This window comes from Candidatus Margulisiibacteriota bacterium (assembly GCA_041661965.1).
Taxonomy (GTDB): domain Bacteria; phylum Margulisbacteria; class WOR-1; order O2-12-FULL-45-9; family XYB2-FULL-48-7; genus XYB2-FULL-45-9.
In genome coordinates, this window is record JBAZTH010000001.1 from 1 (window position 1) to 26,861 (window position 26,861).

At 45.3% G+C, this 26,861-nt stretch carries 15 protein-coding genes; all 15 read left to right on the forward strand.

All coding sequences use genetic code 11. The annotated features are described in order from the left end of the window. Window positions 1-476: 476 nt before the first annotated feature. A complete protein-coding gene (locus WC772_00005) occupies window positions 477-1,739 on the forward strand; it encodes a hypothetical protein (protein MFA6169140.1) in 1,263 nt (420 codons plus the stop codon). Window positions 1,740-2,312: 573 nt separating this feature from the next. Continuing rightward, window positions 2,313-4,976 (forward strand): NHL repeat-containing protein, encoded by a 2,664-nt coding sequence (locus tag WC772_00010; protein MFA6169141.1) that lies wholly within the window; start codon window positions 2,313-2,315, stop codon window positions 4,974-4,976. 109 nt (window positions 4,977-5,085) lie between these two features. Then, window positions 5,086-5,706, forward strand: coding sequence for a PsbP-related protein (locus WC772_00015; GenBank protein ID MFA6169142.1), 621 nt, complete (start codon window positions 5,086-5,088; stop codon window positions 5,704-5,706). Then, window positions 5,690-6,346, forward strand: a complete 657-nt coding sequence (locus WC772_00020) for a M23 family metallopeptidase (protein MFA6169143.1) — start codon at window positions 5,690-5,692, stop codon at window positions 6,344-6,346. Before WC772_00015 ends, WC772_00020 begins: the two co-directional genes overlap by 17 nt. A 2-nt stretch (window positions 6,347-6,348) precedes the next feature. Then, complete coding sequence (locus WC772_00025) at window positions 6,349-6,948, forward strand: PsbP-related protein (GenBank protein MFA6169144.1); 600 nt, start codon at window positions 6,349-6,351, stop codon at window positions 6,946-6,948. Then, a complete protein-coding gene (locus tag WC772_00030) occupies window positions 6,941-7,174 on the forward strand; it encodes a hypothetical protein (GenBank protein MFA6169145.1) in 234 nt (77 codons plus the stop codon). Before WC772_00025 ends, WC772_00030 begins: the two co-directional genes overlap by 8 nt. A gap of 19 nt (window positions 7,175-7,193) precedes the next feature. Further along, window positions 7,194-7,778, forward strand: coding sequence for a PsbP-related protein (locus WC772_00035; protein ID MFA6169146.1), 585 nt, complete (start codon window positions 7,194-7,196; stop codon window positions 7,776-7,778). Window positions 7,779-7,780: 2 nt separating this feature from the next. Further along, the gene (locus tag WC772_00040; GenBank protein MFA6169147.1) at window positions 7,781-9,124 is read left to right on the forward strand and encodes a M23 family metallopeptidase; all 1,344 of its coding nucleotides are present in this window, start codon (window positions 7,781-7,783) and stop codon (window positions 9,122-9,124) included. Between the two features lie 2 nt (window positions 9,125-9,126). Next, entirely contained in the window at window positions 9,127-9,777 is a 651-nt protein-coding gene (locus WC772_00045; GenBank protein MFA6169148.1) for a PsbP-related protein, read from the forward strand. Between the two features lie 1,034 nt (window positions 9,778-10,811). After that, window positions 10,812-19,913 carry a FlgD immunoglobulin-like domain containing protein gene (locus tag WC772_00050; protein ID MFA6169149.1) on the forward strand — a complete coding sequence of 3,034 codons (9,102 nt, stop codon included), beginning with the start codon at window positions 10,812-10,814 and terminating at the stop codon, window positions 19,911-19,913. Next, window positions 19,910-20,914 (forward strand): hypothetical protein, encoded by a 1,005-nt coding sequence (locus WC772_00055; protein MFA6169150.1) that lies wholly within the window; start codon window positions 19,910-19,912, stop codon window positions 20,912-20,914. Before WC772_00050 ends, WC772_00055 begins: the two co-directional genes overlap by 4 nt. A 378-nt stretch (window positions 20,915-21,292) precedes the next feature. Next, complete coding sequence (locus tag WC772_00060; protein MFA6169151.1) at window positions 21,293-23,581, forward strand: hypothetical protein; 2,289 nt, start codon at window positions 21,293-21,295, stop codon at window positions 23,579-23,581. Further along, on the forward strand, window positions 23,562-24,308 hold the full coding sequence (locus WC772_00065; GenBank protein ID MFA6169152.1) for a methyltransferase domain-containing protein: 747 nt from the start codon (window positions 23,562-23,564) through the stop codon (window positions 24,306-24,308). Before WC772_00060 ends, WC772_00065 begins: the two co-directional genes overlap by 20 nt. A gap of 535 nt (window positions 24,309-24,843) precedes the next feature. Continuing rightward, on the forward strand, window positions 24,844-26,403 hold the full coding sequence (locus tag WC772_00070) for an ATP-binding protein (protein ID MFA6169153.1): 1,560 nt from the start codon (window positions 24,844-24,846) through the stop codon (window positions 26,401-26,403). An 84-nt stretch (window positions 26,404-26,487) separates the two neighbouring features. After that, window positions 26,488-26,841: a four helix bundle protein gene (locus tag WC772_00075; protein MFA6169154.1), complete on the forward strand. Its 354-nt coding sequence runs from the start codon at window positions 26,488-26,490 to the stop codon at window positions 26,839-26,841. Window positions 26,842-26,861: the final 20 nt, after the last annotated feature.

The following is a 26,861-nucleotide window of genomic DNA, read 5'->3' on the forward strand; positions in this document are numbered from 1 at the left end:
CCTCTTTTAACGCTCCAATTATCTGTTCTTCGGACATCCTTTTCCCCTTCATAAATGATCCTCCTTCAATTAGTATTACCGGCCTAAATTCTAATTGCAAGTGGTCCAGTTTTTGGGGGTAAGGTCAGGCCCCATTCAGTTACGATTATCAGAATTATATTCCAAGCAGGATTGAAGTATGTGAATTGTCGTCATTAATAAATGTTAAAACCTTGTATGTTGATGGGGACGCGACCAATATTTATATGTCAAAAGCTGATGATCGTTTATGGGTTTTAAGCAATCGCGATAACCCTATTTTATCAGTTATAGAGTTAAATAAGGCTTTGAAATAACTATCATAGATCGGATTATTTGCTTCGCAAATAAAAAAGGAAATTGTTTTGACCTGCCGACGACTTCTCGACATTGACAGCGACGTGAATAGATGAAATTATTATTGCTGTTTGTCGATAAACATAAGGAGTGTGTTGTAAATGAAAAAACCGCGTGAGTTTATAATGGTGATTTTCTTGCTGGCCCTCTGTGGCTTGAGCATTGCCGCCGCCAAAAAAGTAGAAGTTAAAACCCTCCATCTGGACACTAGCGAAGCGGCTAGGAAATTGGCCCCGCAGTTAATCTATTCCGGGACGAACGAAACTATTTCGCAGGCTTTATACAACGTCGATATGCTGGATGGCAAGATCGATGAGCCGCATATTGTTCATAAACATATTGACAATAATCATCATATTTTAACCTTTATTGGAAAGAACGGTGAAGTAAAAAGAGTTTTAACGCTATCGGATGAAGCTTGCAAAATTGATATTAGCATTGCCAGGAATCAACGTTACGCCATGGTTGTTGGTGAATATAGGGAGCGGGATTTTAGCCAGACAACTAGATATTACGATTTCGAAGGAAATCTCCTTTGGGAAAAGAAGCACGCGTACACCTGTTATTACGTTTCCCCTGACGGCAATTTTATTATCGAAGCGCCCGGTTGGGATTACCAGGGCATCCATTTGCCAAGGACTTATGCGGTGATGAACGCGAAGGGGGAAAAGCTGAAAGACTTTGAAGTGAAAATGGACGGCAAAGCCTATTTTGGCAATGATTATCAGAAGTTTTCCGAAAATGGCAAATATTGTTTAATGATCTATGGTATTGGTGGATGGCAAAACAATTATCGTCTGGTGATGGTCGATAGTACTGGGAAAGTAACATTCGATAAAACCTTCAAAGGGTTGTATACAAATCCTTATAATACCCAGCCAATGAACAACGGGATGCTTGTTTATGATTATGCGACAAAAGGAGCAGGGAAGCCTGGGAATACTAAAATATCAAGAATATATTTGGATAATAAAGAAATATATAAAATTTTTAATACATCGGCGGTTTCGGTGTGTGATGAATGCATAATGACAGATAATGATAAAGGCATATGGGTAATATTTCCCAAAGAAGGTGAAACGAAGCTGCTTAAATATGACAAACCAGTGAGCGAATTATTAATTGCCAGATATTTATCGGTCCGCACTAAATATGATGGCAAATTTTTGTTTTATTTATGGGACAAGAAGCAAAATGGAAATATTACAAATTCAGAATGGGCAATTATTAACGATAAGGTTGTTAAGTATTTTGAAAAAAATGGATTATATGCCGTTAAACAAAAGGGGTTCTTGATTTTTAAGTCAGAAAGTGGAGAAAGCGATATTTCAATCAATGAACAGGAAGTATTTGTTTTTAAATAAATGTGCTTACGATTTAAAATAATAAAAATAGCTATTGTTTTTGCTAGTATTGTTCTGGCAAGTGGAACGATTTATGCCGATTACTCATTTACAAGATATCCTCTTGAGAAGGTAGCTAAAGTAACGGCAACCTTTGGCCAATTCAGAGAATATACGAAGCAGATTGATGGCACAAAAAAAATAACTTATGTTGGTGGCCACGAAGGGATCGATCTTGATGATGAAGATAATGCCCCAATATATTCTGTTGCTGCGGGAGAAGTGTTTGAATTAAGAAAGAGATCTCCTGGATATGGCAATGTGCTTATAATTAAGCACACCAATAGTGTGCCAAATTACCAATCCTTTTATGCCCATATGAGTAGCATACCTTATGAAGACAAGATAAATACTCGCCTTATAGAAGGAGTTCCCTACAATGTCAACACCACTGACCCCATCGGTTATGTCGGTTCAACTGGCGGGGGAGCATCGACTGGGTCACACTTGCATTTTCAGGTTGGGAACCCGGCAATCAGAGGAGGGGAGGAAAACCCGCTTGCGGCCGGACTTAATCAGCCGTACGTGAATTATATGCAAACAACGATTGAAGCCTATTCCGACGCCCTTTTTCCGGGGAACGCGTATATTCGTCTGCTTGGTCCGGGTGATGATGGTAAATTCGATCGGCTGAATTATGTAAAATCAGGTGATATTTATAACAAGATCGAAGATCCGGAGGAGAATGAAGAGCTAAACTACCCGAAAGCGGGGGAACCGATCAAAATAGTTGTTGAGGCTTACCAAAATAGCTTATTTAACGGATTTCGGACCGCTCCGTATGGTGTTGAATTTAACATTACAGAGATTGGTGGTTCATATAACAAATCGCAGGTCGTCCGCTTTAACAAGACGCTTTCCGAAATAAACGGCAAAATTGACGAATATTATTGCTTTACCAAGCCGTTTATCACCAAGCCTTTTAGCGGCGCCGCCTATTATTACATGGATTGGACTCCCGGCGAGGGGGTATATAAGATCCAGGCCAAGGTCTATGCCGCGTACCGTGAAGGGGGCGTGTTGAAATTCCAAACGCCGATAATCAAAGAGCGGATCGTTTCAATTGGGCTGGCCGGAATTGATTATGACTCTCCCTATGGCTACGCTTTCGCGCAATACGACCCAAATACTGGATTGCCTGGTTTGGCTTCCTCCGGTGGTGTTCACGCCGCTGGGGTAGGTGATGATGAGCCAACAATCTATTACACCGACGTTAGCGCCCCCCGTTTTTCTATGAGCCCGGGAGATACGACTTATCCGAAAAACACGGTCATTTCCGCCCGGGCCGATAAAAATGTTAATTGGACGGTCAAGATATTTGACGAGAGCGGCGGGACAGCAGCCACTCTGACCGGCACCGGCGATCGTTTATCCAAAAAATGGGCGGGAGCGGGGAATGGGAAATACACCTATCAGGTTGAGGCTCAAGACGCTGTTAGTGGTGAAAAAGCGGAAAGAGACGGGATTGGCATAATTATAGTCGATAACCAGCCGCCTGATATAAAGCTGAAAAGCGATTCGACAATCAACATTACGACCAGCGACGCGAAAGCGGTCGTTGAATTTACCGCCAACGAAGACCTGGCGCTGGCGCGCGTCGATATCGTGGACATTGCCGGAGTATCGATTGCCGAATATTTTAAGGTCCAGCCGCATCTAAAGAAAGACGAGCTCTTTCAAGCTGATTGGGTCAATCCTTGGGCCAATGCTAACGGCTGGTATTATTTAAAGATTATGGCCTTCGATCTGGCCGGTAATCGAACGGTTAAATATGTCCCCGTTCGGGTCGACCTGCCGGGGGGCGTTTCCCCAACGACTACCGCTCCGACGGAGCCTATCAAACGGACCAATCCGCCCGAAGAGGTGAAAAATATCGCGGTCGGCGATATCGATTTTGACGATAATGGTAATTCGTACGTTTTATATACGAAGCAGATGAAACTGGTTAAATATGACGGCAGTGGGAAAGAGATTGGCAAGATAGAGAAGTTTGGCGCTGATAGTCAGGATTACTTTTGGTATCCGCAAGGTTTGGCGGTTTCCCCGTCAGGCGATCGGGTTTATGTGGCCGATACTTATAGTGATCGTTTATTGATCTTTGATGGCGGCCTAAATTTAATAAAGGCGGTTCAGGGGCGGGATGTTTTCCTAGAGTATACAAGGGACGAGATTGATAATTATTTTTTCTTTATTAAAACCGGGCATACGACTAACCATTATCGGTATGAAATGCTTGGGGAAGGCTACGATCAGCCGAAAGATGTTTATTTTGCCGGGGGGAACATGTACGTCGCCGATTCAGGGCGGCATCGGATATTGAAATATGATCTTAACGGTGACGAGGTTGTCTTTGATAAGCTGGAGGGGAAACACGGCCCCGATGATAATTGTTGTTACCACTACACTAATAGTTTGAATGAAACAAAAGATTCCAGTGGACACCGGGCGGATAGGATCGGCTATTCTGCTTTTAACGCGATGGATGGAGCTCCCCATCCCAATGTAATGATTCATGAGATTTCTTCGACGGGGAATGGCGCTGGAGGAGGGGAGCTAACTGCTCCGGAAGTCGCCTTCGCCCAAGCCTCCGGTTCCGTTTATGTCGCCGACACTGGCAATAATCGAGTTCAGGTTTTTAACGCCGATGGTTCTTACCGGTTTAAATTTGGAGAAGGCACATTGGTTTCTCCACAGGGAATAGACGTTGATGGTTTGGGCAATATTTACGTTGCCGATACGGGCAATCATCGGATCGTTAAGTTTAGTTCGGCCGGAGATTTTATAAGAGAATATCGCTCCGAAGACGGAGAGATAACACCATTAAAGATAAAGCTTAAAGGGGGCAAGCTCTATATTGCCGACGCGAATTCTTCCCGGCCGCTAGTTTGGGAGATCGGGGGAGAGATAAAAGACTTTGGCTGTTCGGCCAAGATCTCTCCCAATGGCGATGGGAATGGTGATTCCGCCTTAATCGGCTATGAATTGACCGAGTCGGGGCGCGTGACTTTACGCCTCCTTAACTCTGCCAAAGAAGAGATCGGCCAGCTTTTTACCTATACCGCCAGTCGGCCAAGCTATGCGCTGGTTAGCGACTCGCTTCGCGAAAAAGGGGTGCACAACGAGTTTTGGAGCGGCTATGTGCAACCCTCTTTAGCTGACGAGGAAACCAGCGGCAATATCGCCGCGGTTTCCTCATAATTTGTACAGGAAATTATTATCCTAGCGACGACTTCTCGGCATTGACAGCGACGTGAATAGGTGAAATTATTACTGCTGTTTGGCGATATTACTAAGGAGGCTGTTAATAATGAAAAAACGACTTGCTTTGTTCCCCTTGTTGGCATTATTGCTAGTGCTGGTTGTGGTTGGTTGTGCCCCGGCAAAAAAAGAAGATTCCAAGAAAATGTCGGTTACGACAGAGGCTATTACCCAAATATCTATCAAGGAATGGAAGACCTACGTGAGCAAATACGGGTTTTCGGTAAGTTATCCGAAGGATTGGGCATTTGAGAGGGACGCAGATGCCAAGAAGTCGGACTATATAACTGGCAACCAATCCTATCGGATATACACCGATGACTTTCACCGTCGTCCTCAGGATCCTTCTGGAATTGTTATAGGCATTGAAATTGGTAGTGATGAGTCCCAGGATATAAATAAATCATTAAGCTCGTCGGACCAGTTTGAGGCGCTTCTAAAAAAAGATAATTTTTACGCTAACGAGAAAGGCAATATTATAAAGAAGCTCAATTTGGATTACGATGGATACTTGGTCTATGACAAGTATCGTCAAAACAAACCGACAAGAGCAATATTTTATATTCCAGATAAGGGGAGTACTGTCGGGATTGACATAGAATCGGACGGTGGAACGGAAGAATTCCTATCGATAGTTTATTCAATAAGGAAAAATGCGAATAGGCAGTAAAAAATATTTAGTTGTTTTGTTTTTGCTGCTTGCGCGAAATGTCTGTGCCGCCGAGTATCCATTTAGTAATGTTTTGCCCATCGAATATTCTTCGGACAAGTTGATAGAAAATAGGTATATCAGCCACAATTTTGGCGAATACAGATCGAAGAGCTACATTCATGATGGAACGGATTTCAGGATATTTGAAACAAATCATTCCAATCTTTATCCCATTGCTGCTGGCACCGCCTATGTTTACCCAGACCTAACTAGGAAAGTTTTAAAGTCAGCGATACCAATGGCCGATTCCGCTGCTGTTAAAGGGCTGTTTATTGATTACAACCAGGTGACCCCTATCTTCAAGGCAAGCACCGCGCCAGCGAGCATCGAGGCTTGCTCCGCTTCAGAAGGAACAAAAGCAATATTGCGAAAAGGCATAATTGGGGAGAAAACAGGCTGGGGCAATTGCGTGATAGTAAACCATGACACTTATCAAACGCGATACGCCCACTTGACCTGCGCTTATGTGTCCGACGGGCAACCAGTGAACGCTTCAACAGTTTTAGGGTTGTCAGGAAACACGGGAAAATCTGAAGGAGAACATCTTCACTTCGGCATTTTAAATTATGGCGTAATAATAAGTATTAGGAGGGCTTAAAAATGAAAAAACGATTAATTTTGTCTTCTCTGACGGGATTGGCGATTGTGCTGGTTGTTGTTGGCTGCGCTCCAGCGAAAAAGGAAGGAGATAAAAAACTGTTGGTCACGACAGCGGCCGTCACCCAAACATCTACCAAGGAATGGAAGACCTACGTTAGCAAATATGGGTTTTCAGTAAGCTATCCGAGGGATTGGTTTTTGAAGGAGGACACGGACAATATCTGCAAGGAAGGGTATCGCCCTTTTGATATTTACAATTATGATGCAGACCATCCAAAAAATGAGCCTGGGGTGTCTATTAGTTTTGGTTTTAATGACGAAACTACCAAAGGCATTGATAAGTCAACGATTCCGTCTGATCCCTATGAGAGGATATTGTTTCTTGCAAGAAAACATAATTTATATATGGGCGAGAATGAAAAAAATAGGACCAAGTTGAATATGGCTTACCCTGGAATTCTAGTTAAATATGAAACTAAGCCAATTAGAATTATGTTTTATATTCAAGAAAGCGATGCGTTGCTTGGCGTTGATCTGGACTCCGAACATGGTACGGAAGAATATTTTAAGATCATTGACACGATAAAAAAGAATGAATAAATTAATTAAAGTAATTCTTGTTGGATATTTGTTGTTATTGTTAAGCGCATTTTGTTATGCCGAGTATCCTTTTGGTAAAATTCGGCCAATTGAATATAAACAGGAAGAGCTCAATAAGAAAGAATATATCAGCCACAATTATGGGGAATATAGATCCCCAACATATTTTCATGATGGAATGGATTATCAAGCTGGCAATTTTTCTGTTTCGATAAAAAGATGGTAAATAATAGGAGGGCTTGAAAATGGATAAACGATTAGTTTTGCTTCCCCTGATGGTCTTGACGATTACGCTGGTTGTTGGCTGTGTGCCAAAAAAAGAAGGTGACAAAAAGTTGTCGGCCACGACAAAGGCTGTCACCCAAGTTTCGACTCAAGAAATGAAAACCTATGTGAGTAAGTATGGGTTTTCAGTGAGTTATCCGAATGATTGGGTGTTAGAAGAAAATTGGCATACAACAAATATTCCAGAAGATAAAAAGGGTTGGTTGTCTTTTGACCTCGGCAGTGAGAATGAGAATGTCGATATGTTTTTTGAGACGCAAAAAGATTTATCATCAAGCCCAAACACGCTTAAGGACAAATTAAGCTATTTTGCTAAAAAAGAAAACGTTGTCATGAATACTATTCAAGATTATAAGATGATTGATAAGGGAGAAAATGTTTTTGGATTGGCTTATGGCCAACCTAGGGGGATATTTGAAAAATACAATGTTTTAATATTTTATTTGCCACAGACAAGAAGCGTAGCCTCGATAATATTTTATAATCAAGGTAAATATTCGGTAGAAGAAATAATGAACAAAGTTTATATAAAAATATTAAAATAATTATGATAAAGAAGGCCTGCTTATTTGGCTTAACACTAACTGTTTTTATTGTGAATAGTTCTTTCGCGGAGTTCTCTCTAGAAAGAGAGACCCCTCTTGCCATTAATAAAAGAACTAATGCTAATTTCGGGGAATTTAGAAGCCGAACGGGAACATACAAAATCCATGATGGAATAGATTTTAAGGCGAAAACAGGAGTAAATGTTTATCCTGTTGCTGCCGGAACGGCCAGAATATTTCCAGCAAATACAGATGCTTGGGGTAAATATGTAGTTGTTGAGCATCCAGATGGTTATCGAACAAGATATGCGCACCTTGATAGCATAAATGTTGAAGCAAATGCCGCAGTGACCACATCAACAGTTTTGGGTGTTTCTGGCTCGACAGAGGGAGGCAAAATCTCTGGCATGAAGCCGCATCTGCATTTTAGCCTTGGGATAACATCTGTTTTGCCAACTGACACAGTAAACCCTATATTTGCAGGGTTAAAACAATCTTCTTATGGGGTCTTATCTTTTGTTACCGATTTGGTGTCAGAGCGAAGAATCAGATTATTAGGGACTGGTGTAGATAGGACTTTCGATGGGGAAAATGAAATAATTGATGTGCCGGAGCCAAATAAGCCCGTTAGGGCAATAGTAGAAGCTTATCTGACGGAAAACAGTCTTGGTTCTAATCCATATCAAATTGAATTTGAGATTGAAAAGTTTAATGATGCTTCTTGGACAAAACAGACGAAAACAATTGTTTTTGACACCATGACTAATATTCTGAATAATTTCGGCGAATACTATTGTTTTTCCCGGCCCTATGTAACAAGGCAATATACTGATCCAGGATATTATTTTGTTAAATTTTATCCTACAGCTGGCAGGTACAAAATTACTGTAAAAATATATGCTAGTTATCGAGATGATTTTGGCTTTCATTTAACCACGCCAAGTGTAACCAAGGGAACCATAATTGAACGTTATATTACTGTTGGTATGAATATGGTTGATTATGTAGACCATGAGTATTCTTACGCCTGGCTTCCTGATGATATCGCTGGTGATAAAGGTGTCATGTTGGCGTCAACCTCTTTCAGCCATGGAGGTGTTGCCGCCGCCGCGGTTGGCGATACTGGCCCGCCAGAAATATTCTATGTCTTTGCTAACAACAGTATTATAACCAATAACCTGATTGATATTGATCCTAATCTCCAGCAAAAAGCGTTAATCGAAGCGCGGGCGAGGGGAAATGTTGATTGGACGATCCAAGTATTTAATGAGACTGGAACGGCCAAGATTGACGAGATTCAAGTGAAAAATCAGGAATGGAGCAATAAAAATAATAGGAGGGTATGAAAATGGATAAACGGTTAATTTTATTTTTTCTGGTGGGCTTAGTGATATTAATAATGGTTGTTGGTTGTGCTCCGCCAAAAAAGAAGGAAGTCGAACAATTCTCTGCTGCGGCTGTTGAGACGATTCAAGCTTCGACTCAAGAGATGAAAACATATGTCAGTAAATATGGGTTTTCGGTGTCGTATCCAGCGGATTGGTATTTAGAAGAAGAAAAAGATATTAAACCATCGGAAGAGGAATTGAAAGGATATAGAAACTTTCAAATCAATCACGGAGATGTTAAGGAATCCGTTTCTTTAGATTTCACTGTTTTTAAGGATGCCTCTTTGTATTTGGGAAGCCCAAAGGGAGGGGAGGTGGCCAGGCAGGGTTTGCCAGCAAAGCTTGTCTATTTTGCTAAAAAATTGAATAGTCTTAATGAAGAAACATTTGCCGGATTAAGGAAAATTAGTGTTCGTGGAGGAGAAATATACATTTATAAACATAAAGATGAAAGATATTCTGAAACGAGAGCTCTTTTTTATCTCAAAAAAACTGATGGGTTTTGTGATGTCAGCTTAGGCGTTTATAAAAACCGTAATCCAATTAATGATGTTAGAGCTTATCGAGAAATATTTTTATCCTTTATTAAAGGAATTGAAATATATCCGTGAAGTCTTGTAAAACAAGTATATTATTTACTATTCTCATTTTGGCGCAATTGCAAGCCAATGCCAGTTATACTCTTGTTAGAAGCGCCCCAATTGAATATACGCAAAATGCAAAAGACAAAGGTTATATTAATCACAATTATGGTGAATATCGCGGGCTAAACACTTATAAATATCATGATGGATTTGACTATTATATAGAGAACAAAAAAACGCATGCTAATATCTACCCCGTATCCTCTGGCACCGCCCATGTTTACCCGCATAACGGTGATTGGGGCAATTGTGTAATAGTTAATCACGGCACTTTTCAAACTAGATATGCTCATCTTAGCAGTATCGAAGCAACAGAAGGGCAATTGGTGGATACTGACACAATATTAGGTTTATCTGGCAATACTGGAGCGTCAAGAGGCGAACATCTCCACTTTAGCATAGGGAGCAATAGCGATTCTAAACAACTCGATCCTTCAAGTACGATAAACCCAATATTAGGGGGTATGATACAGCCTCAATATGGCGAGTTTATAATGGTAGGCGATCCGTTGATAAAATTGATTGCTACTGGATCAGATGAAACATTCAATGGAGAAAATACGGAATTAAAAGAAGACGAAAATCAAGTGATACATGTAGGCAAGCCAAGCGAGCCTATTAAGGCAATAATTGAGGCATATCATTATACCGGTAGACATAATTCGACCCCCTACAAAATTGAATTTGAGGTTGAAAAAATATTGGGGGCAAAGGATTTTAACAGGGTTACCAGATCCATCGTTTTTGATAGTTATAGAAAATTAAAAGAAATGGTTAACGATCCTCCGTATAATTTTTCCAAGCCTTTTGTTACAAGTTCAGAAGTGACAAAGGACTTTTATTCGGTTAAATTCTATCCAACTGCCGGAACATACAAAATAACAGCAAAAATATATTCCTGCTACCGTGATGGGCCTGGCGACGCAGGATTTCATTTAACTACTCCAAGCATTGCGGATCATTCTTTAGTTGAAAGAACAATTACGGTTGGGATGAGTCTTGTGGATTTTGTTGACCCCAATATTTATGTGGCTGGTTGGCTCCCCGACGACATCGCCAGCGAGAAAGGGACAATGGTCGCCGTCGCAAGCGTGGGTGGTGGGGTGCGAGCGGCTGCTGTTGGTGTTGAGGCTGATCCTCCGGAAATATTTTACGTATACGCGAACAATAAGATAATTTCTTCAAATCTTCTTGATATAGACCAAAACCTTCAACAAAACGTCCTCATTGAATCACGGACCAAAAATAAATCGGATTGGACGATCACGTTTTATGACGGCTCGAATCGAAAATATGACGAGTTGAAAATCATCGATCAGGATTGGCTTCGCACCGAATGGGGAAAGGGGAAAGCGGCCGGAGTATATAGCTTTAGCGTAACGGCAAAAGATAGAGAGACTGGTCTTATTTCGACGAGGGAGGCGGATGATCAGATAACAATAGATAACATCCGGCCAGCGGCGCTAATAACCATGTTAAAGAATACAGTTGTTGGGCCTGAAGATATTATTACGGCCCAGATAAGCCCTAGCGAGGACTTGTATTCTTTAATGGTTAATGTTGTCAAGAGCGACTATTCCCTTGTCCAACAGAGAATCGCCTCAAATCCATCCTTGAAAAAAGACGAAGCGATGTCGATTCAATGGGAAGAGGCGTTCTCGTATCCCGATGGTTATTATCGTTTTGAGATAATAATGACTGATCTGGCGGGAAACATTTCGAGATTTTACTCGCCGACTATGACGGTCAATAGAGGTGGTTATTATCCAGCCCCGCCAACCGGAGAGGTTTATAGGGTAGAACTGCCGGAGCCTCCCTCTTGGGAAGTCAGGCCCAAAATTACCGACATTGATCTTGATAGTTCCGGGAATATGTATGTTCTGTTTGGGCAAACCGCGAAACTTGTTAAGTATGATCCGAGCGGAAAAGAAATTAAAACTGTTGGGAGATTTAACGATATTCCAATGGTTTGCCCCCTGGGTCTTGGCTTGTCTGCTGCGGGGGACCGTGTTTATATCGCCGATTCATACAATATCAGACTTATTATTTGCGACAATAATTTGAATCTTATTAGGGAAATAAAGGATAGAGACGCGTATATAGTTGAGGGGGAGGTTGATAGTTATAGTTGGGCGTTTGGTTTTTCCAATATGAGCTTTTCCGACTCGGCTGGTAGTGGGAAGAAATGCCCAGGAGGAGAAACCTATGGCTTGCCTGAAGATGTTTCGATAACAAATAAAAATGTTTTTGTAGCCGATAGATATAAGCATCGGGTCTTAAAGTACGATTTAGATGGGAAAGCAGAGAAGTTCTCGATTTTGAAGGCAGACCTAAAAGATAAGGCTAGGGACAAATTTAATATAAATAGTGGGATAAGCGGCCAAACAGTTGATAAAGCGCTATTTTACTCGAACTCATTAAATGACGATATATATTTTGATAACTCTTCAGTCAGGGAAACACATTATTATGGCGGGAAAAATTGGGTAAAAGAGATGTATTTACACAACAATCCAGCCGGCAGTGATGATGGCCGTCTTACTCTGCCTCAATCGGTTTACGCTTATGGCGCTTCATTTCTCTACGTCGCTGACACCGGCAACAATCGAGTTCAGGTCTTTAATTCTGACGGCTCTTTCCGGGCAAAGTTTGGGGAAGGGACGTTGAGTCAGCCGAAAGGAATCGATGTTGATAGTCTCGGCAACATATTTGTGGCCGATACTGGTAATCATCGGATCGTTAAGTTTAGTTCGGCCGGAGATTATATAAGAGAATATCGTTCTGAAGACGGAGAGATAACACCGTTAAAGATAAAGCTTAAAGGGAGTAATATCTATATTGCCGATGCCAATTATAACCGGCCGTTGGTTTGGGACATCGGAGGTGAGATTAAGGACTTTGGCTGTTCGACAAAGATTTCTCCCAATGGTGATGGGAATGGAGATTCTGCTTTAATCGGTTATGAACTAACCGAGCCAGGGAAAGTGACTTTACGCCTCCTTAATTCTGCCAAAGAAGAGATTGGCCAGCTTTTTACCTACACTGCCAGTCGGCCAAGCTATGCGCTGGCTAGCGACTCGCTTCGCGAAAAAGGGGTTCACAACGAGTTTTGGGGCGGCCTGATCAAAACCGCTTCCCAGGAAATGATCAATATCTCTGAAATTGCCCCGGACGGCGAGTATTTTATTAAAGCGACCGTTTCTTTCGGTGATTATCAAAAGAGCCAGGAAGCTAAGATTGTCATCGACGGTCGCCCGCCGCAGGTATTCATTTCTTCGGACAAGAGCTACGTGTCGCCAAATGGGGATGGAATAAACGATTCGGCCAGATTAAAAATGACTGTTACCGATTATTCTCCGACGGTTGACGCTTATCTATTAGCTTATCGGAATGGCCGCCTGATCGACTCTCCCTGGAAAGAATTCGGTTTGCCAACAGGAATGGAAAGAGAATATCTCTGGAACGGCAAAGTTGATGGCGTGGTTTATGATGGTAACTATAGCTTTGTTCTCCGGGCGATTGACGATTGTGGAAATATGGGCACGGGGAGTTGTGAGGTTGTTGTCGATAGCCAGGCCCCGCTGATCGATGACTTCCAAATTGATAATCCCGCCTTCTCCCCGAATGGGGATGGCCGAAAAGATCTTTTAACGGCCAGCTTCAAGCTTCGTGATTATGGCAGTGGCATTAATATGGTTGAAGTCGAGGTTATAGATGGTAACGGTTTTCCTATCCCGCTAACAGTTTCAAACATGCCACCGAATGCTTTTTCTCTTACCTGGTCAGGCAAAGACAGTTCCAGCCAGCCAGTTCCTGATAGTAAGTACCGGCTAAAAGTCACGGCGGTTGATAAAGCCGGGAACCGATCGTCAAAAACAACCTCGATCGAGGTGGATACCATCCCGCCGGTCATCGCCAACGCTACCGCCGAACCAAACCCATTTACTCCGAACGGTGACGGCGTGAAAGATACGACGACCTTCAAGAGCCATTTTTCCGAATCGGTCGAATCGAATATCATGGTTTATAACGAAGGGAAAAAGCTCTTCCGAGAGCTTCGCCCGTTATCGATGGGGAGTTATCTATCGCTTCCCTGGAATGGCCAGGGAGAACATGGCGAAGTTATCGGCGGCAATTACAGCTACACTATCTCGGCTGAAGATCGGGCAGGGAACCTTGTTACTTCGGAAGCGGGTCTGATCGTGGTCGATCGTGAGCCGTCATTGGTTAAGTATGCCTACGGAGAAAACGATCCCTTTTCCCCGGCAATTGAACCGGGGCGGATCAAATACGCTCTTTCCCGAGATAACCTAAAAGTTAGCGTGGTTGTTATCGGAAAGGAGAAGCAGATTGTTAAGACGTTGGTTGATGGGGTGCTTAAAAATAAAGGAGAATATTCGGTTGATTGGGATGGTGGTTATAGCGATTCATATGTGGGGCCTCACTCCAGCCGTGATGACAGGAAAGTCCCCGATGGGGCGTATCAAGTCAAAGTCACGGCGTATGACGAATACAATCTGGCGAGCGGAGAGGTTTCCTTTAATCTGGCGGTCGACGCGACCCCGCCATATTTGACCCTTCAACCGGTAACAGTCGATTACACCGCGAAGAAAGCGGTTTTAAAATTCTACCTGCCGGAAAAATCGAAAGTGACCGTCAAAGTTTTCAATTCGGACAGCGACCTGCTGACCACTCTTTCAACCGAAGATAACGATGCCGGCGAGCGTCAGATCGTCTATGGCCTGGATGACGGGCAGACTGGCAGCGGTCGTTATTTTGTCGTCGCGGCGGAAGATTCGGCGAAAAATAAAGATGAGAAACAGAGTGAGACATTCTTAATTGTGCCGTCCCCGATCAAGATTGACGGACTTGGCGCGAAGCCCGCGACCTTTACGCCAAACGGCGATGGCCATACTGATATGACCCAGATAGCCTACTCCTTGAGTGGGGGAGTCCCGCCCTATAATGTGACGGTAAATATTTTGAATCCGCTTGGGACGATCTACCAGCGCCTGGCCGACAATGAACCGGAATGGCCGGGAAAGTGGCTTTTCTCCTGGCTCCCTTATGAGCCGCTCAAGCCATTGCCGCCTGACGGCCATTACCAATGTCAGATTGAGGTGACCGACTCAACTGGAGCGCGGGTTGAAGGGCTGGGAAGTATCCTGGCGGTCTCAACCAGTCCGACCGTTGATCTTGCTTTAAGCGCCCCGGTTTTTTCTCCTAATGACGATGGGACTCTTGATACGCTCGATTTTAATTATACTTTCGATTACGCCGATTATTATCAATCAATGCCCGGCCTGGTTGTTCTTCAGGTTTTATCGACCAATGGCGAGATATTATGGGAGAAAGGAATTGCCCGCAATGCCGGATCATATCTTTACCAATATGATGGGATCGACAAATATGGGCAAAAGTTAACTGCCGGCAATTATTACGTTAGGATATCAGGCGCCGACAGTCTTGGCTCGCCCGCGATTTATAAGATTTTGTCGTTCTCGATCGATTATGCCAATCCGGAACCCGCGGCTTTTTCTGTCTCGCCTGCTTACGCGAAATCGGGTACGGACGTCCTGGTCAATTTGCAATTTAGCGAAGAGTTGTCGGCCCCGCCGTCCGTTCAGTTGGAATTAAGTGGCGGCGCGGTCAGAACGGCAACTTTAATATCGACCGGCGGCGGTTCTTTCCAATACGGCTATAAGGTTAACGGGGATGAGAATGAAGGGGCTGTCGCCGTTAAGGTCAAAGCTGTTGATAAGGGGGGGAACCAGATCAGCAAAACGGCCGGTTTTATAATTGATAAGACCTCTCCGGTAATTAGCGACCTTTCGATCTCTCCCGATCCGGTCAGCGCCGCTTCGATTTGCGGCCCTTTGAGCGTTAAATTTAAGGCTGGAGAGCCGCTCCAGGCCGCGAAAGTATATGTCACCCAGACGAATGGGCCAAAACTTTTGGCCGTAACCGGAGGGGACTGGGGGACTGCCGGCAGTTTGTGCGAGGCAAAATATGAGCCTTGTGCCGGAGCGGATGGCCCGGCCGCTATTACAATAGAAGCGACCGATCTGGCCGGAAATCAGACGGTGCTTGCCCGCTCCGTCACGGTCGATACCGCCAAACCGCTATTCGACCGGATCAGCTCAACAATAATCGGCAAAGCCGATAATTACGCCAAAGCCGGTGATAGCGTCACGATTTCGTTTTACGCTTCGGAGGCCTTGCCGCTTAATCCGACGGTTAAAGTTAACGATAATAATTGTTCTTTTGTTGCTTCAGACCATGAGTTCAGTTATCGTTATGATATTGGGGAAGAGATTGAAGGCCCGGCGGTCATCACTATTAGCGGGCAGGATTATGCCGGGAATGAGGGATTTGTTCAAACGAGCTCGACTGCCGAAAGCTTTGTGGTCGACCTGCTGAATCCAACCGTCGGCATTGCCGAACCTGGAAGCGCGGATATTATTGCCAGTCCGAGCCCGTTTTATACCAACGCCGATCCGCTTGATACCGGCGACCGGCCCAATTACACCACGCTCCGCTACTCGATCAGTGAAGACGGGCATGTGACCTTAAAAGTTCATCGCGTTCCCAATGATCAAACGATCTACGCGGCGAGTGATTTCCGGGAAGAGAACCGGGCGGCGACGGTCCTGGACGATGTTCTGCAATTCCAGGGGACGCACAATCTCCAGTGGCGAGGGGAGTCGACGACGCTTGACGACAATAACGACGGCTTTGCCGACCCGGGGAAATACGCTTTTATTGTTGAAGTTCGTGATCGGGCCGGCAATCTTACCCAGCGGAAATGGGGCGGCACTGTTTGGATCAAAGTAAATGTGTTGGACATCATTCAACCCTCTATTATCGGTCTCAACCCTGATCCGTTATATTTTTCTCCAGTCGGCAACAGCTCGCTCAATTCGACAAAAATATGGTTCGACATATTTTTATCAACTACCCCGGAAGGGCATTCCGATCCGGAGCGGATCGAAGCGATGGGGCTTTCAGCGAGTAAAAGAGTCGGGACCTATGCCGTTAAAGTGCATGACATAGGCGATAATTTAATCAGGACGATTGTTAAGGATATTTCGGCCTTTGCTTCGCCGGAAGCGGTCATTTGGGATGGGCGGGTTGGGACCGGAGTGGACAAGTTAGCTGCCGGTGATCCGGCGGTCGATGGCGCATACAAAATATCTGTGGAAGTGAAAGATTTTGCCGGTAACCCAGGCAGTCCATTCTCGAAATGGGTAACGGTTGATAGTACTCCGCCAATTATTACCGACAATCAACCTGGTAACGATACTTGGGCCAATTCTAGCGGAACGCTTTACGACGTTGATTTTGCCGATAATGGGTCAAAACTCTCAAGAGTCCTTTATCAGGTCCGGCGGCCCGATAATTCGTTCTCCGGTTGGCTACCGCTGACGACAGTTACGACCGGCGCCGCCGGCTATACGGATAATTGGCCGGTTGATTGGGCGGTTTGCGGCGAAGGGGTCAATTATGTAACGGTTAAAGCCTTTGATCGGGCCGGGAATGAAGCCGTTTTGACCGATGTTTTTTACATTAAGAAAGATACGGCCTCACCGGGAACCTGCTTGCCGCCCAGTCCGCCAAGGACCCCATACAATCAATTACGGCCGCTCTGGACCTGGTCGCCGGTTAGTGACGTGACATCGGGAGTGAAGGGTTACTATATTAAGATTGGCACTTCTGCGGGTGGGGATAACGTCGTTTCCTCGACTTATGTCGGGGATGTTACTTCCTGGATGACCAATAGTAATCTTTGGCATGGCGCAACCTTCTATGCTTCGGTCCAGTCCCAGGATAACGCTGGCAATTATGGGGATTGGGGGAATGCCGGTCTCGTTACGATCGATGCCCAGCCGCCGACAATTTCCGATATTAGTGATGACGGACCGTTTAGCCCCGGCGCGAGCCAGGGTAGTGATGACTTAATAACTTTTAATTATTCGGTGAACGAGCGTTGTGACACCTATTTATACGTAGATAATATTATTATCCATAATTGGGTCGGCAGTGGGCCGCATAGTTTTACCTGGAACCCAACAACTTCCGTTTCAGAAGGGGCGCGCAGTTATAGGCTCTATGCCATCGATGATGCCGATAATACGGCAAACTCAAGTAATTATTCGTTTATGGTTGATAATACCCCTCCGACACTTTTGGTTGTTGGCCTTAACCCGGGGATAAACTTTATCCCGAAGGTCGCTTTTGCCGACGGGGTGAATAATTCAACCTCTATTGACTTTAGTGTTTCCGGCGCAACCGCGATCGATCTTGAAATTCTAGATAGCGGCGACAATCCGATCAGGAGCTTTAGTAATATCAGCAGTCCCGTTGTCTGGGATCTCAAAAACAACAGCGGCTCACTTGTTCCGGTCGGCAAATACTCGGCGAGAATAACGGCAAAAGACGCTGCGCTCAATTCAGCGTCTTGGACTTCTCCCAATAAGGCCAGAGTCAAGAGCCGCGATGAAATTATTATGGTTGATGATAATCAGGGCAATTCCGAAGATATCCGCATTTTCAATATTGCAAAAGGTTCGTGGACTTGGTCAACATCGTTTTGGTCGGCGAATGAGGATTTACATACCTCGAGCGCGGCCGGCGATTTTATGGGAAATGGCCAGCCATTGTTGGCCGTTCGTAACAGCAGTAATGAGTTGAAGGTCATAAATCCAAGAAGTCACGGCCTTGTCAGCAGTTTTAGTATTCCGAACGACCCTGGTCTGGCGGCCTGCGATTATGACGGCGATGGAGTTGACGAGGTTGCCGCTTTGGGGAACGATGGCTGGATAAGGATTTATAATTATAACGGGTCTCCGCGCAAGTCTTTCAAGGCGGCTGGGAATGTGATGGCGGCGGGGGATTTTGACGAAGATGGGAAAGATGAAATTGTAACAATACAAAACGGCGGGACATCGGTTTATTTGTTCGATCCGGGGAATATCGACGATGGAGCTTCCGGGAACAATTATTATTCCAGTTGGTCGGCGCCGCAGAATCTTGGTTATGTTGCCTGCGGCAATATGACGGGAGATGGCAAAGATGAAATAGTGATGAGCAGCCCCCAAGTTAATCATCCTGCAGGCTGGTCTAATTGTTATTATGTCTATAGCGCCTCCGGCTCACTTTTAAATACTATTATGTTTCAGGATGCTTCCCCTTATAATTACGTTACTGTCGGTGACTATGCCGGGGATGGTTATTCTGAAGTTGCCGCTATGGTTTATAACGGGAATAATTGGACGGCGATTTTTAATCCGATGGCAGCATCATGGTCATCGGCATTGCTCAAATCACAGTCTGCGGGCGGCGATTATTGCAGTTACCCGACCAGTGAAGATCTTCTCTGTTCATATGATTTTACATCCGCATATGCCATTAAGATCGATAAGATAACAACAAAAGCCGTAACCCTCGAGACCCCCTCTCTCCTCGCTCCGACCAAGGACCGCCAGGATGTCCAAAACATCCGGCCCGCTTTTGAATGGGAGCACCATAAGGCGGATACGACCGAGTATCGGGTTGAGGTGGCGAAAAACGATAGCTTTACGATCGACCACCAGACCTTTAGTAAAGCGGCCGGGACGGGTACGCAGGATAAGGCCGATAGCAATCTCTACTACTTTAACTACGCCATCCATGAATTCGACCCTGGCTTGGAACGGAACACCGACTACTTCTGGAAAGTGACGGCGCTGTCGCCGACCAATGCGGCGACCTCGGAGAGCTGGGGCTTCCGGATCCAACCGGAGTTGACCCTGGCCGGGGTGACTAACTATCCGAACCCGTTCAATCCGAACCGGGAAGAGACCAAACTCCGCTACCGGCTCTCGGCTGACGCCGATGAGGTGAGGATCAGGATTTACGACATAACCGGATCATTAGTGACCGAGCTTGATGGGACAACCAATGGCGAGGGAATGAGCGTCTGGCAGAAGTATAACGACGTTTCCTGGGATGGGCGGAATGGGCGAGGGGACATGGTCGTTAATGGAATCTATCCGTTCGAGATCACGGCGCGAATGGGTGATAAGACCGTCAGCGGCCGTGGAAAGATAGCGGTGCTCAAATGAGAAAAAATATATTTTTCTTGCTTACCGCTTACTGCTTAACGCTTTCTCCTGCGTTTGCTCTCGGCCAATCCGGGACCGACCTCGCCGTGCTTAATGCCGGTGTTGGCGCTCGTCCCTTAGCCATGGGTGGCGCTTTCACCGCGATTGCCGATAATGCCGACGCCCCCTATTGGAATCCTGCCGGCTTAGGTTTTATTAGTAGCCAGGAGATAACCAGCAGTCAAACCAGGCTTTCGACTGATGCCGATCATTACTATCTTAGTTACGTAACCCCAGCTCTGGGGGGAACGATCGGTCTTTCCTGGATCCAGGTTGGGTTGGGGAATATTGCCCAAACCTCGAGCGAGGTTGATATCCACAACGAAGTTCAGAATATTAGCTTATTCAGCTACTTTTCGAGCGCCTACCTTTTTTCCTACGGTAAAAAGCTGAACGACCATATCGCCTTTGGTCTAACTGCCAAGTATTTGAGTTCCGAGATGTTTGGGATCAGCGGGGGGAGCGGCTGGGGCTACTCTTTGACTCCCGGGATACTTATTAAGTTTGGTGGCGATGATGTAGGGACAGACGTGGGGACAGCTGATGTAGGGACAGGGCTTGTCCCTGTCCGAACCAAACGGACAGCCACAAGGGCTGTCCCTACATTCCCTGTTACCCTTGGTTTTAAGATCGACGAACTGGTCAATACCCAGCAGTGGGGGACCGGGACGGTGGAGCATGTCCCGCCCAAAGCACGGCTCGGCTTGAGTTGGCTTCCGTGGAAGGAAGGCCGGGTGGCGGTTGATGTCAGCCAAACCATTAAGTCGGGCTACTCTCCGGAGGTTGCGACCGGGTTTGAGTGGTTGCAGGGGTGTACTTCCTATCGGGCGGGATATAACGGTGGCCTGACCGCCGGCGTCGGGTTTACAGTTGGCCACGCCAGACTCGATTACGCGTATATTCAGGACGTCAATTTTTCCTCGAACAATGTTCATCGGATTTCTTTAAGCGGAAGGTGGTAACGCCCTCTAGTTCCGGGGTCGGCTGGACTTATCATCAACCTATTCATCAACCATATTTTAAACGTTATCACGCCATAATATACGAGATTGATCTGCCTTGATCCTGACTTTTTATGACTTTCATTCGGGCAGGCGTCTCGGCTTCCAATTTAACCGCGCAATTAATTGCGCGGTTAAATAAGCCGGGAAACCGTCCCGATCGAATCGGGACAGGTTTCCGTTTCTCATTGACTGCCTTTTTCATCGGTCCCAACTTGGAAACCGTCCCGATCGGATCGGCATTTCCCCCAATTAAACTGAAATTTTAGCCGATTCATGTCGAAAACAATTAGGTAGAGAGATTCGGCTGAAAAACACACTAAAAACAAGGAAAAATTCATGGGGAACCGAAGCGGTTTTATTGGCGAAGCCCGTTTGCAAGCTTACTGTAATTATGGCCGGGAGCGGCTGGCTGTCGGCAAGACTGCCGCGAGGGTTAGTTTCCCCGATCAGGCTAGTTTAAAGTACCTTCCGGCCGGTATTTATTATCATTTGATTTCAGTTATGGCCAACCATCTGGCCGGAGCGACTCTTGCCTCCCTTTCCCCTTTAACGGTCATGAGCGTCGCCATGATAAAAGACGAGCAATCCCGGATGCTTGGTCCGGCCGGCGGCGCTTACGTTGCCCGGTCGATCACCATGCAGCCGGTCAGGAACCGGGAGGCGAGCGAACGCGTTTTTACCCGGGTCAGGTCGAACAGCTGGGTCAACAAACATGAATTTTCCCGGACTGAATTCGATCAATGGTTTGATCTTTCTTTTCGACCGGAAGAGCGCGATCGCTTCCCCGGAAAAGACGAGCTTTTAAAGTTCATGATCGGTGAATTTAAGATTGAAGAACATCCCGGCAAAGAGGGGATATATCGGATCGTCAATCAGATCTCCGTGCTCAAATCGACGTCGGAAGATCTGGTTAATGGTTTGGAAATAGCGGCAACTCTGCATGAAGTTTGCCGCTCCGCCGAGCAATGTCTTGGACGGAATTGGGCCTCAACCTCGCTCTTTATCGCCGATCCGGCGACCGGGCTGGTCCGCCTGGCGGCTAGACGGAAAGGGAATGAATCGGAGTCTCATTACAGCGCCTGGACGGAACCGGCTTATCTTTTGGCGGAAGCGCGCCGCCGTTATGTGGAAGAAGACGACAAGGCCTTTGTGGTCAACTTAAATGAAGACCAGCCTTTCGTTGACAACGCCTCCAGAGAAAGCGACGCTAAAAATTTTATTGGGGACAAGGCGGAACTGCTGGTCGGCGTACTGGTCTATAAAAGCCGGGAAGACCAACAGCGTTACAAGAGCGCTCCGCAGGAAGAAAGGCGGGAGATCAGGGCGCGCAGTATTTATGGTTATTGGCATGTCTCCAACCGGGTCTTTAACGACGAAGAAGGGCAGGCGAGGTACGAAGAAAATTTTAATATCGCCAACCGGCCGCCGATCTCCCCCAATACCGACAAAGACGATCTGGTCGCCAAATTGCACACGATGGTCCTCCACCAGGTCGCGGAGAAGCTAGCCGCCCGCAAAGAAGCCAGGGGGGGATCTATTTCCGCTATTTGGAACAGCGAAGAGAAACCGGAAGAAACGTCGGATAAAATAATTCTTAGAAAAACGAAAAGCGGACAAATTGAAATTGAGAGAGAGGATCGTGACAGTTTTCATGAGTATTTTGGCGAAAGCTGGCAGGTTAGTGATCAAGAACTGTTCGATAAAGTTCGGAAACATGCTCAAGTTTTGAATTTTGGTGGATCAGAGATCCTTTTTGTTCAAATCCCTTCAGAAAAACTTTATGATGTTAGAGGGGCGATGGTTAGAGTTTACCGGGAACTGATCGTTTCGATGTACCGGGAAAACCCCGATTATTCCGGAATGTCTGACAAGGACATTGTTGCGGCGTTATCGTTGGATCAACCGGAAGAAGTCGCAAGAAAAGTTTATTTAGCCAGATATGCAACGTTTGTCTTGAAAAACGGGGAGCTCCAGGGTTTTATTTCCGGAAATGTTCAGGATGATATTCCCGGCGTTGGGACTGCTTTCGAAATTCCTGTGGCCATGATTCGACCAAGCGCGGAGAGGAAGGGAGTTGTAACCTTTGTAACTTTAAAAATGTTATTGAAGGAGTTTTGGCGGAAGTGGTATGAAATGCCGATAGGCCGAAGGGTTTTTCGAATGGCTTATGAGGGGATTCCGCTTTTTGCTTGGACTCAGAGCAAAAGAGTGGTTGGCAACATGCTGGACCTTGATAATCTTTGGCTTCCAATGGATGGGGAGAAGACGCCTAAAAAAGTGGAGTTAATAGTGCGGCATTTTTCAGAGCAACACAGCCGGCCGCTAGATGAATCCTTAGTTGCGAGGGGTGTTTATAAAGGTCGTATTGCTTTTAAGGAAAAAGAGACATTTAATCTTTATCCCAGGACATATTTTGCGAAGCTTACATCCTGGTTGACTAAAAAATGGTATGCCAATGTTAATAAAGCGCTTGATGAGCTGGGAGAACTTGATACTTTGCCGATAGTTGGTTTTTTCAGATTGGGAGTAGCGATTAAAGTTTCGCTTTATATGTGGTGGATAAATCGCAACAACAAACTCGAGGAATTAAATAATGGAGAGATACATGCCGAGCTTACTAAGTAGAATTGTTGGCTCTTCCTCATTTTGGTCCGGTTATTTTAAGTTTTATGATGCTCTGGCCAAAATGCACTCTAATACGCGATTGCGCCGAGAGGTGGCATTATCCCTGCAATTGAAGCCGGGTGGTCGATATCTTGATTTTGCTTGCGGGACCGCAAATGTTGCCTGTACCATGTTGCAGTTACAGCCTGGCATTGAAATTGTGGGAATGGACAATAACGCGGCTGGGTTGAGGATCGCCCAAAAAAAGGTGCCGAGCGCGAGCTTTGTTCAATCAAATATGGATGCGCATCTTCCTTTTTCCAGCGAAGTATTTAATGGCGTCGCGGTTGTTAATGGCCTATACCTATCGAAAAACCCACAGTTAACTCTCGAAGAGATTAAGCGGATTATGCGGCCGACAGGTTTATTGGTAGTTAGCAATCCAAGGGCCGGCAGTAATCCAAGAAATATTGTTAAAGAGGAAATCAGTTTAGCCTCGGCCAGTTTTTCTAAAGAATATGGAACATGCCGAGCATGGTTTGAGCTTCAGAAATATAAGCTTGAGCTTTATGCCGGTTTTTTTAAATTTGCCCCTTTCCAACTAGTTTTGATGGGCGGAAGCCCACATTTTGAGCCGACCAGTTATTGGCAGGATCTGGCGATAAATAAAGTGGGGTTTGAGCTGGTAGGGCTTAGAACGGATTTATACGGTGGAGATAACGATACCTTTGTCTTAAGGAAGCCATAGTTTTATTCCGCTTCATATTTCTTGAATTTTTCTTAATATAAAGTAATATTGTGACATGTTCCTAAAAAACCCATATGATCTGTCCCTACTTTTTATCGCCGCCTTAAATATGTTCCTTGGTGTTTTAGTCTTAATTCAAAACCCGAGGAAGTCGTTGAATGTGCATTTTTCATTAATTGTTTTTGCTTTGTCCTTGTGGATTTTTTTTATTTACCTGGTTCAAATTGTACCTGTTTTATTTGTTGGAAAATTATTGTTTATTTGTGCGTCTTTTATCCCCTTATTTTTTATCGCTTTTGCAAATTCTTTCGTTAGTGAGAATAAACAGAGAATGATCGGTCCGGATTTTGTTGTTTTTGGGTCGTTATGTATTTTCATCGATGTGTTAATAATAAACAATTACATTGTAAGTACCGTGATATTTCCGGATTATGGCGTGGCGTTCGGCATGCCGCCAACATACTTTTTCTTCCCATTATATTTTTTGCTTTCTTTGGGATACGGCTTTATTAAGCTGGTTAAAAATTATAAGGTATTGCCAGCCGACAAAAAAACGCAGATTCGCTACTTTTTTGCCGGAACCTTTTTGGCGGCCTGTGTAGGCGGGACTTCAAATATTATTATACCTTTGTTGACCAGGTCGCAGTCTCTTTATAGCTTGGGAGCCGCCTCGACCTTGTTTATTGTGGTCTTTACTGCCTATGCTATAACCAAGCATCACTTGATGGATATTTCCATCGTAATCAGCCGGTTTTTTGCCGAGCTCCTGACAATCGGCATTCACACCTCCTTTTATCTGTTATTGGTTTGGGGCTACCTTACCTATGTCGGTCATAATATTGGCTGGGTATTTTTAAGTCTGACCATTATTTACGGGATATTTGTCGGTCAAACGCACCACAATATTCGGATTTTCGTTCAAACGACATCCGATAAATTATTCTTGCGGGGTAAATATGATTATTATAAAGAATTGTCCGATGTTACCACCAAAGTCGGAGAAAAAATGTCTCTGGCCGAGATCCTAAAGGTTTTATACAGCACTTTTACCAATGTCATTGAGATCTCCAATCCCCGGATCTTTTTGCCGGAGTACTTTTCGGATAATGAAAAGAGCTCCAAAGCCTATGTTATTTACGACAAGACGAATTTCCAACCCTTAACCGAAGGCTCGATCGTTCCGTTTGACGCCAAGTGGCTCAAAGCGTTGATCGACAAGCGGCTCCCGCTTCACGATATCAGGGAGATCGAGGCTTTTCTGGTCATTCCCTGCTTTGTGGAGGAGCGGCTGATCGGCTTCTTCGCCCTTGGCAGTAAACTTTCCGAAGACGCCTATACGGACGAGGACCTCCGGCTCCTGCGGGCGCTGGCCAATCAGGCGGCGATGGCGCTGGATCACACCCGCTCTTACGAAAAGATCAGGGCCGACCTGGAAGTGGTCGAGCGCCAGCTCGAACGTTCCCAGCGTCTGGCTTCATTAGGGACTTTGACCGCGGGGGTGACCCATGAGATCCGCAACCCCTTGACCGTGATCCGGGGGGAAACCGAGCGCCTGGCCAACCAACCCCGGGACATTGAATACCTGGCCGGCTTCCGCGATTTGCTGATCAAGCACATCGACCGGATCTCGGGGATCGTCAACCGGATGCTCGACCTGGCCAAAGAAAAGCCGAAACAAAAAATCGCGATCGACCTGAACGAACTGATCGATGCGACCCTGCCGCTCTTGTCCTGGGGGACGATCAAAGTAACCAGGGAGCTTTTGGCCGCGCAACAGGTCAATGGCGATCCGGAGGCTCTGCAGGAAGTGTTCATTAATTTACTGCAGAACGCGATCGACTCGATGCCCCACGGCGGACAGCTGACGATCAAAACTTTCCAGGAAAACAATCGGGTGGTGGTCTTGGTCTCCGATACCGGCAAGGGGATCCCGCCGGAGATCAGAGAAAAGATCTTTGACCCGTTCTTTTCTTCCCGGCACGAAGGGGTGGGGCTGGGGTTATCGATCGCTTACAGAATAGTTCGCGAACATGACGGCGACATCTCGGTTGAGAGCGAAGTGGGAAAAGGGACGACTTTTAAGCTGGAGTTTTAACTAATTGGCAATAAAATTGCTGTTGTCGGGGAAAGCTTACAGCTTAAAGCTTAAAGCTAATCAAGGTAAGGTGGGGTGGTGGGGATGGAGAGTTTTCAAGAGCTGAAGGTTTGGCAAAAGGCGCATTTATTGGTTATCTGTGTTTATAGAGCGACAAAGGTCTTCCCTTCAGAAGAAAAGTTTGGGTTAACTTCACAAATTAGAAGATCAGCGGCTTCTGTTCCGGCAAATATTGTCGAAGGGTATAGACGAAAAAGCGACAAGGTTCTTAACAATTTTTTAAATATTGCGGCTGGTTCATTAGAAGAAACAAAATATCATCTTATTCTCGCGCGAGATCTTAATTATTTTGATGTAAAAGTTTTTGCTGAATTGTTTGGGAATTGTGAAGAAGTCGGCAGAATGATCAATGGGCTTCAGAAACGATTGATTACCTAAAGCTGTAAGCTTACAGCTTA

What these genes read in the sequence shown, in the direction of transcription:
- WC772_00005 (MFA6169140.1), top strand. Translation starts at nt 477, where the DNA reads ATGAAAAAACCGCGTGAGTTTATAATGGTGATTTTCTTGCTGGCCCTC.
- WC772_00010 (MFA6169141.1), top strand. Translation starts at nt 2,313, where the DNA reads ATGCAAACAACGATTGAAGCCTATTCCGACGCCCTTTTTCCGGGGAAC.
- WC772_00015 (MFA6169142.1), top strand. Translation starts at nt 5,086, where the DNA reads ATGAAAAAACGACTTGCTTTGTTCCCCTTGTTGGCATTATTGCTAGTG.
- WC772_00020 (MFA6169143.1), top strand. Translation starts at nt 5,690, where the DNA reads ATGCGAATAGGCAGTAAAAAATATTTAGTTGTTTTGTTTTTGCTGCTT.
- WC772_00025 (MFA6169144.1), top strand. Translation starts at nt 6,349, where the DNA reads ATGAAAAAACGATTAATTTTGTCTTCTCTGACGGGATTGGCGATTGTG.
- WC772_00030 (MFA6169145.1), top strand. Translation starts at nt 6,941, where the DNA reads ATGAATAAATTAATTAAAGTAATTCTTGTTGGATATTTGTTGTTATTG.
- WC772_00035 (MFA6169146.1), top strand. Translation starts at nt 7,194, where the DNA reads ATGGATAAACGATTAGTTTTGCTTCCCCTGATGGTCTTGACGATTACG.
- WC772_00040 (MFA6169147.1), top strand. Translation starts at nt 7,781, where the DNA reads ATGATAAAGAAGGCCTGCTTATTTGGCTTAACACTAACTGTTTTTATT.
- WC772_00045 (MFA6169148.1), top strand. Translation starts at nt 9,127, where the DNA reads ATGGATAAACGGTTAATTTTATTTTTTCTGGTGGGCTTAGTGATATTA.
- WC772_00055 (MFA6169150.1), top strand. Translation starts at nt 19,910, where the DNA reads ATGAGAAAAAATATATTTTTCTTGCTTACCGCTTACTGCTTAACGCTT.
- WC772_00060 (MFA6169151.1), top strand. Translation starts at nt 21,293, where the DNA reads ATGGGGAACCGAAGCGGTTTTATTGGCGAAGCCCGTTTGCAAGCTTAC.
- WC772_00065 (MFA6169152.1), top strand. Translation starts at nt 23,562, where the DNA reads ATGCCGAGCTTACTAAGTAGAATTGTTGGCTCTTCCTCATTTTGGTCC.
- WC772_00075 (MFA6169154.1), top strand. Translation starts at nt 26,488, where the DNA reads ATGGAGAGTTTTCAAGAGCTGAAGGTTTGGCAAAAGGCGCATTTATTG.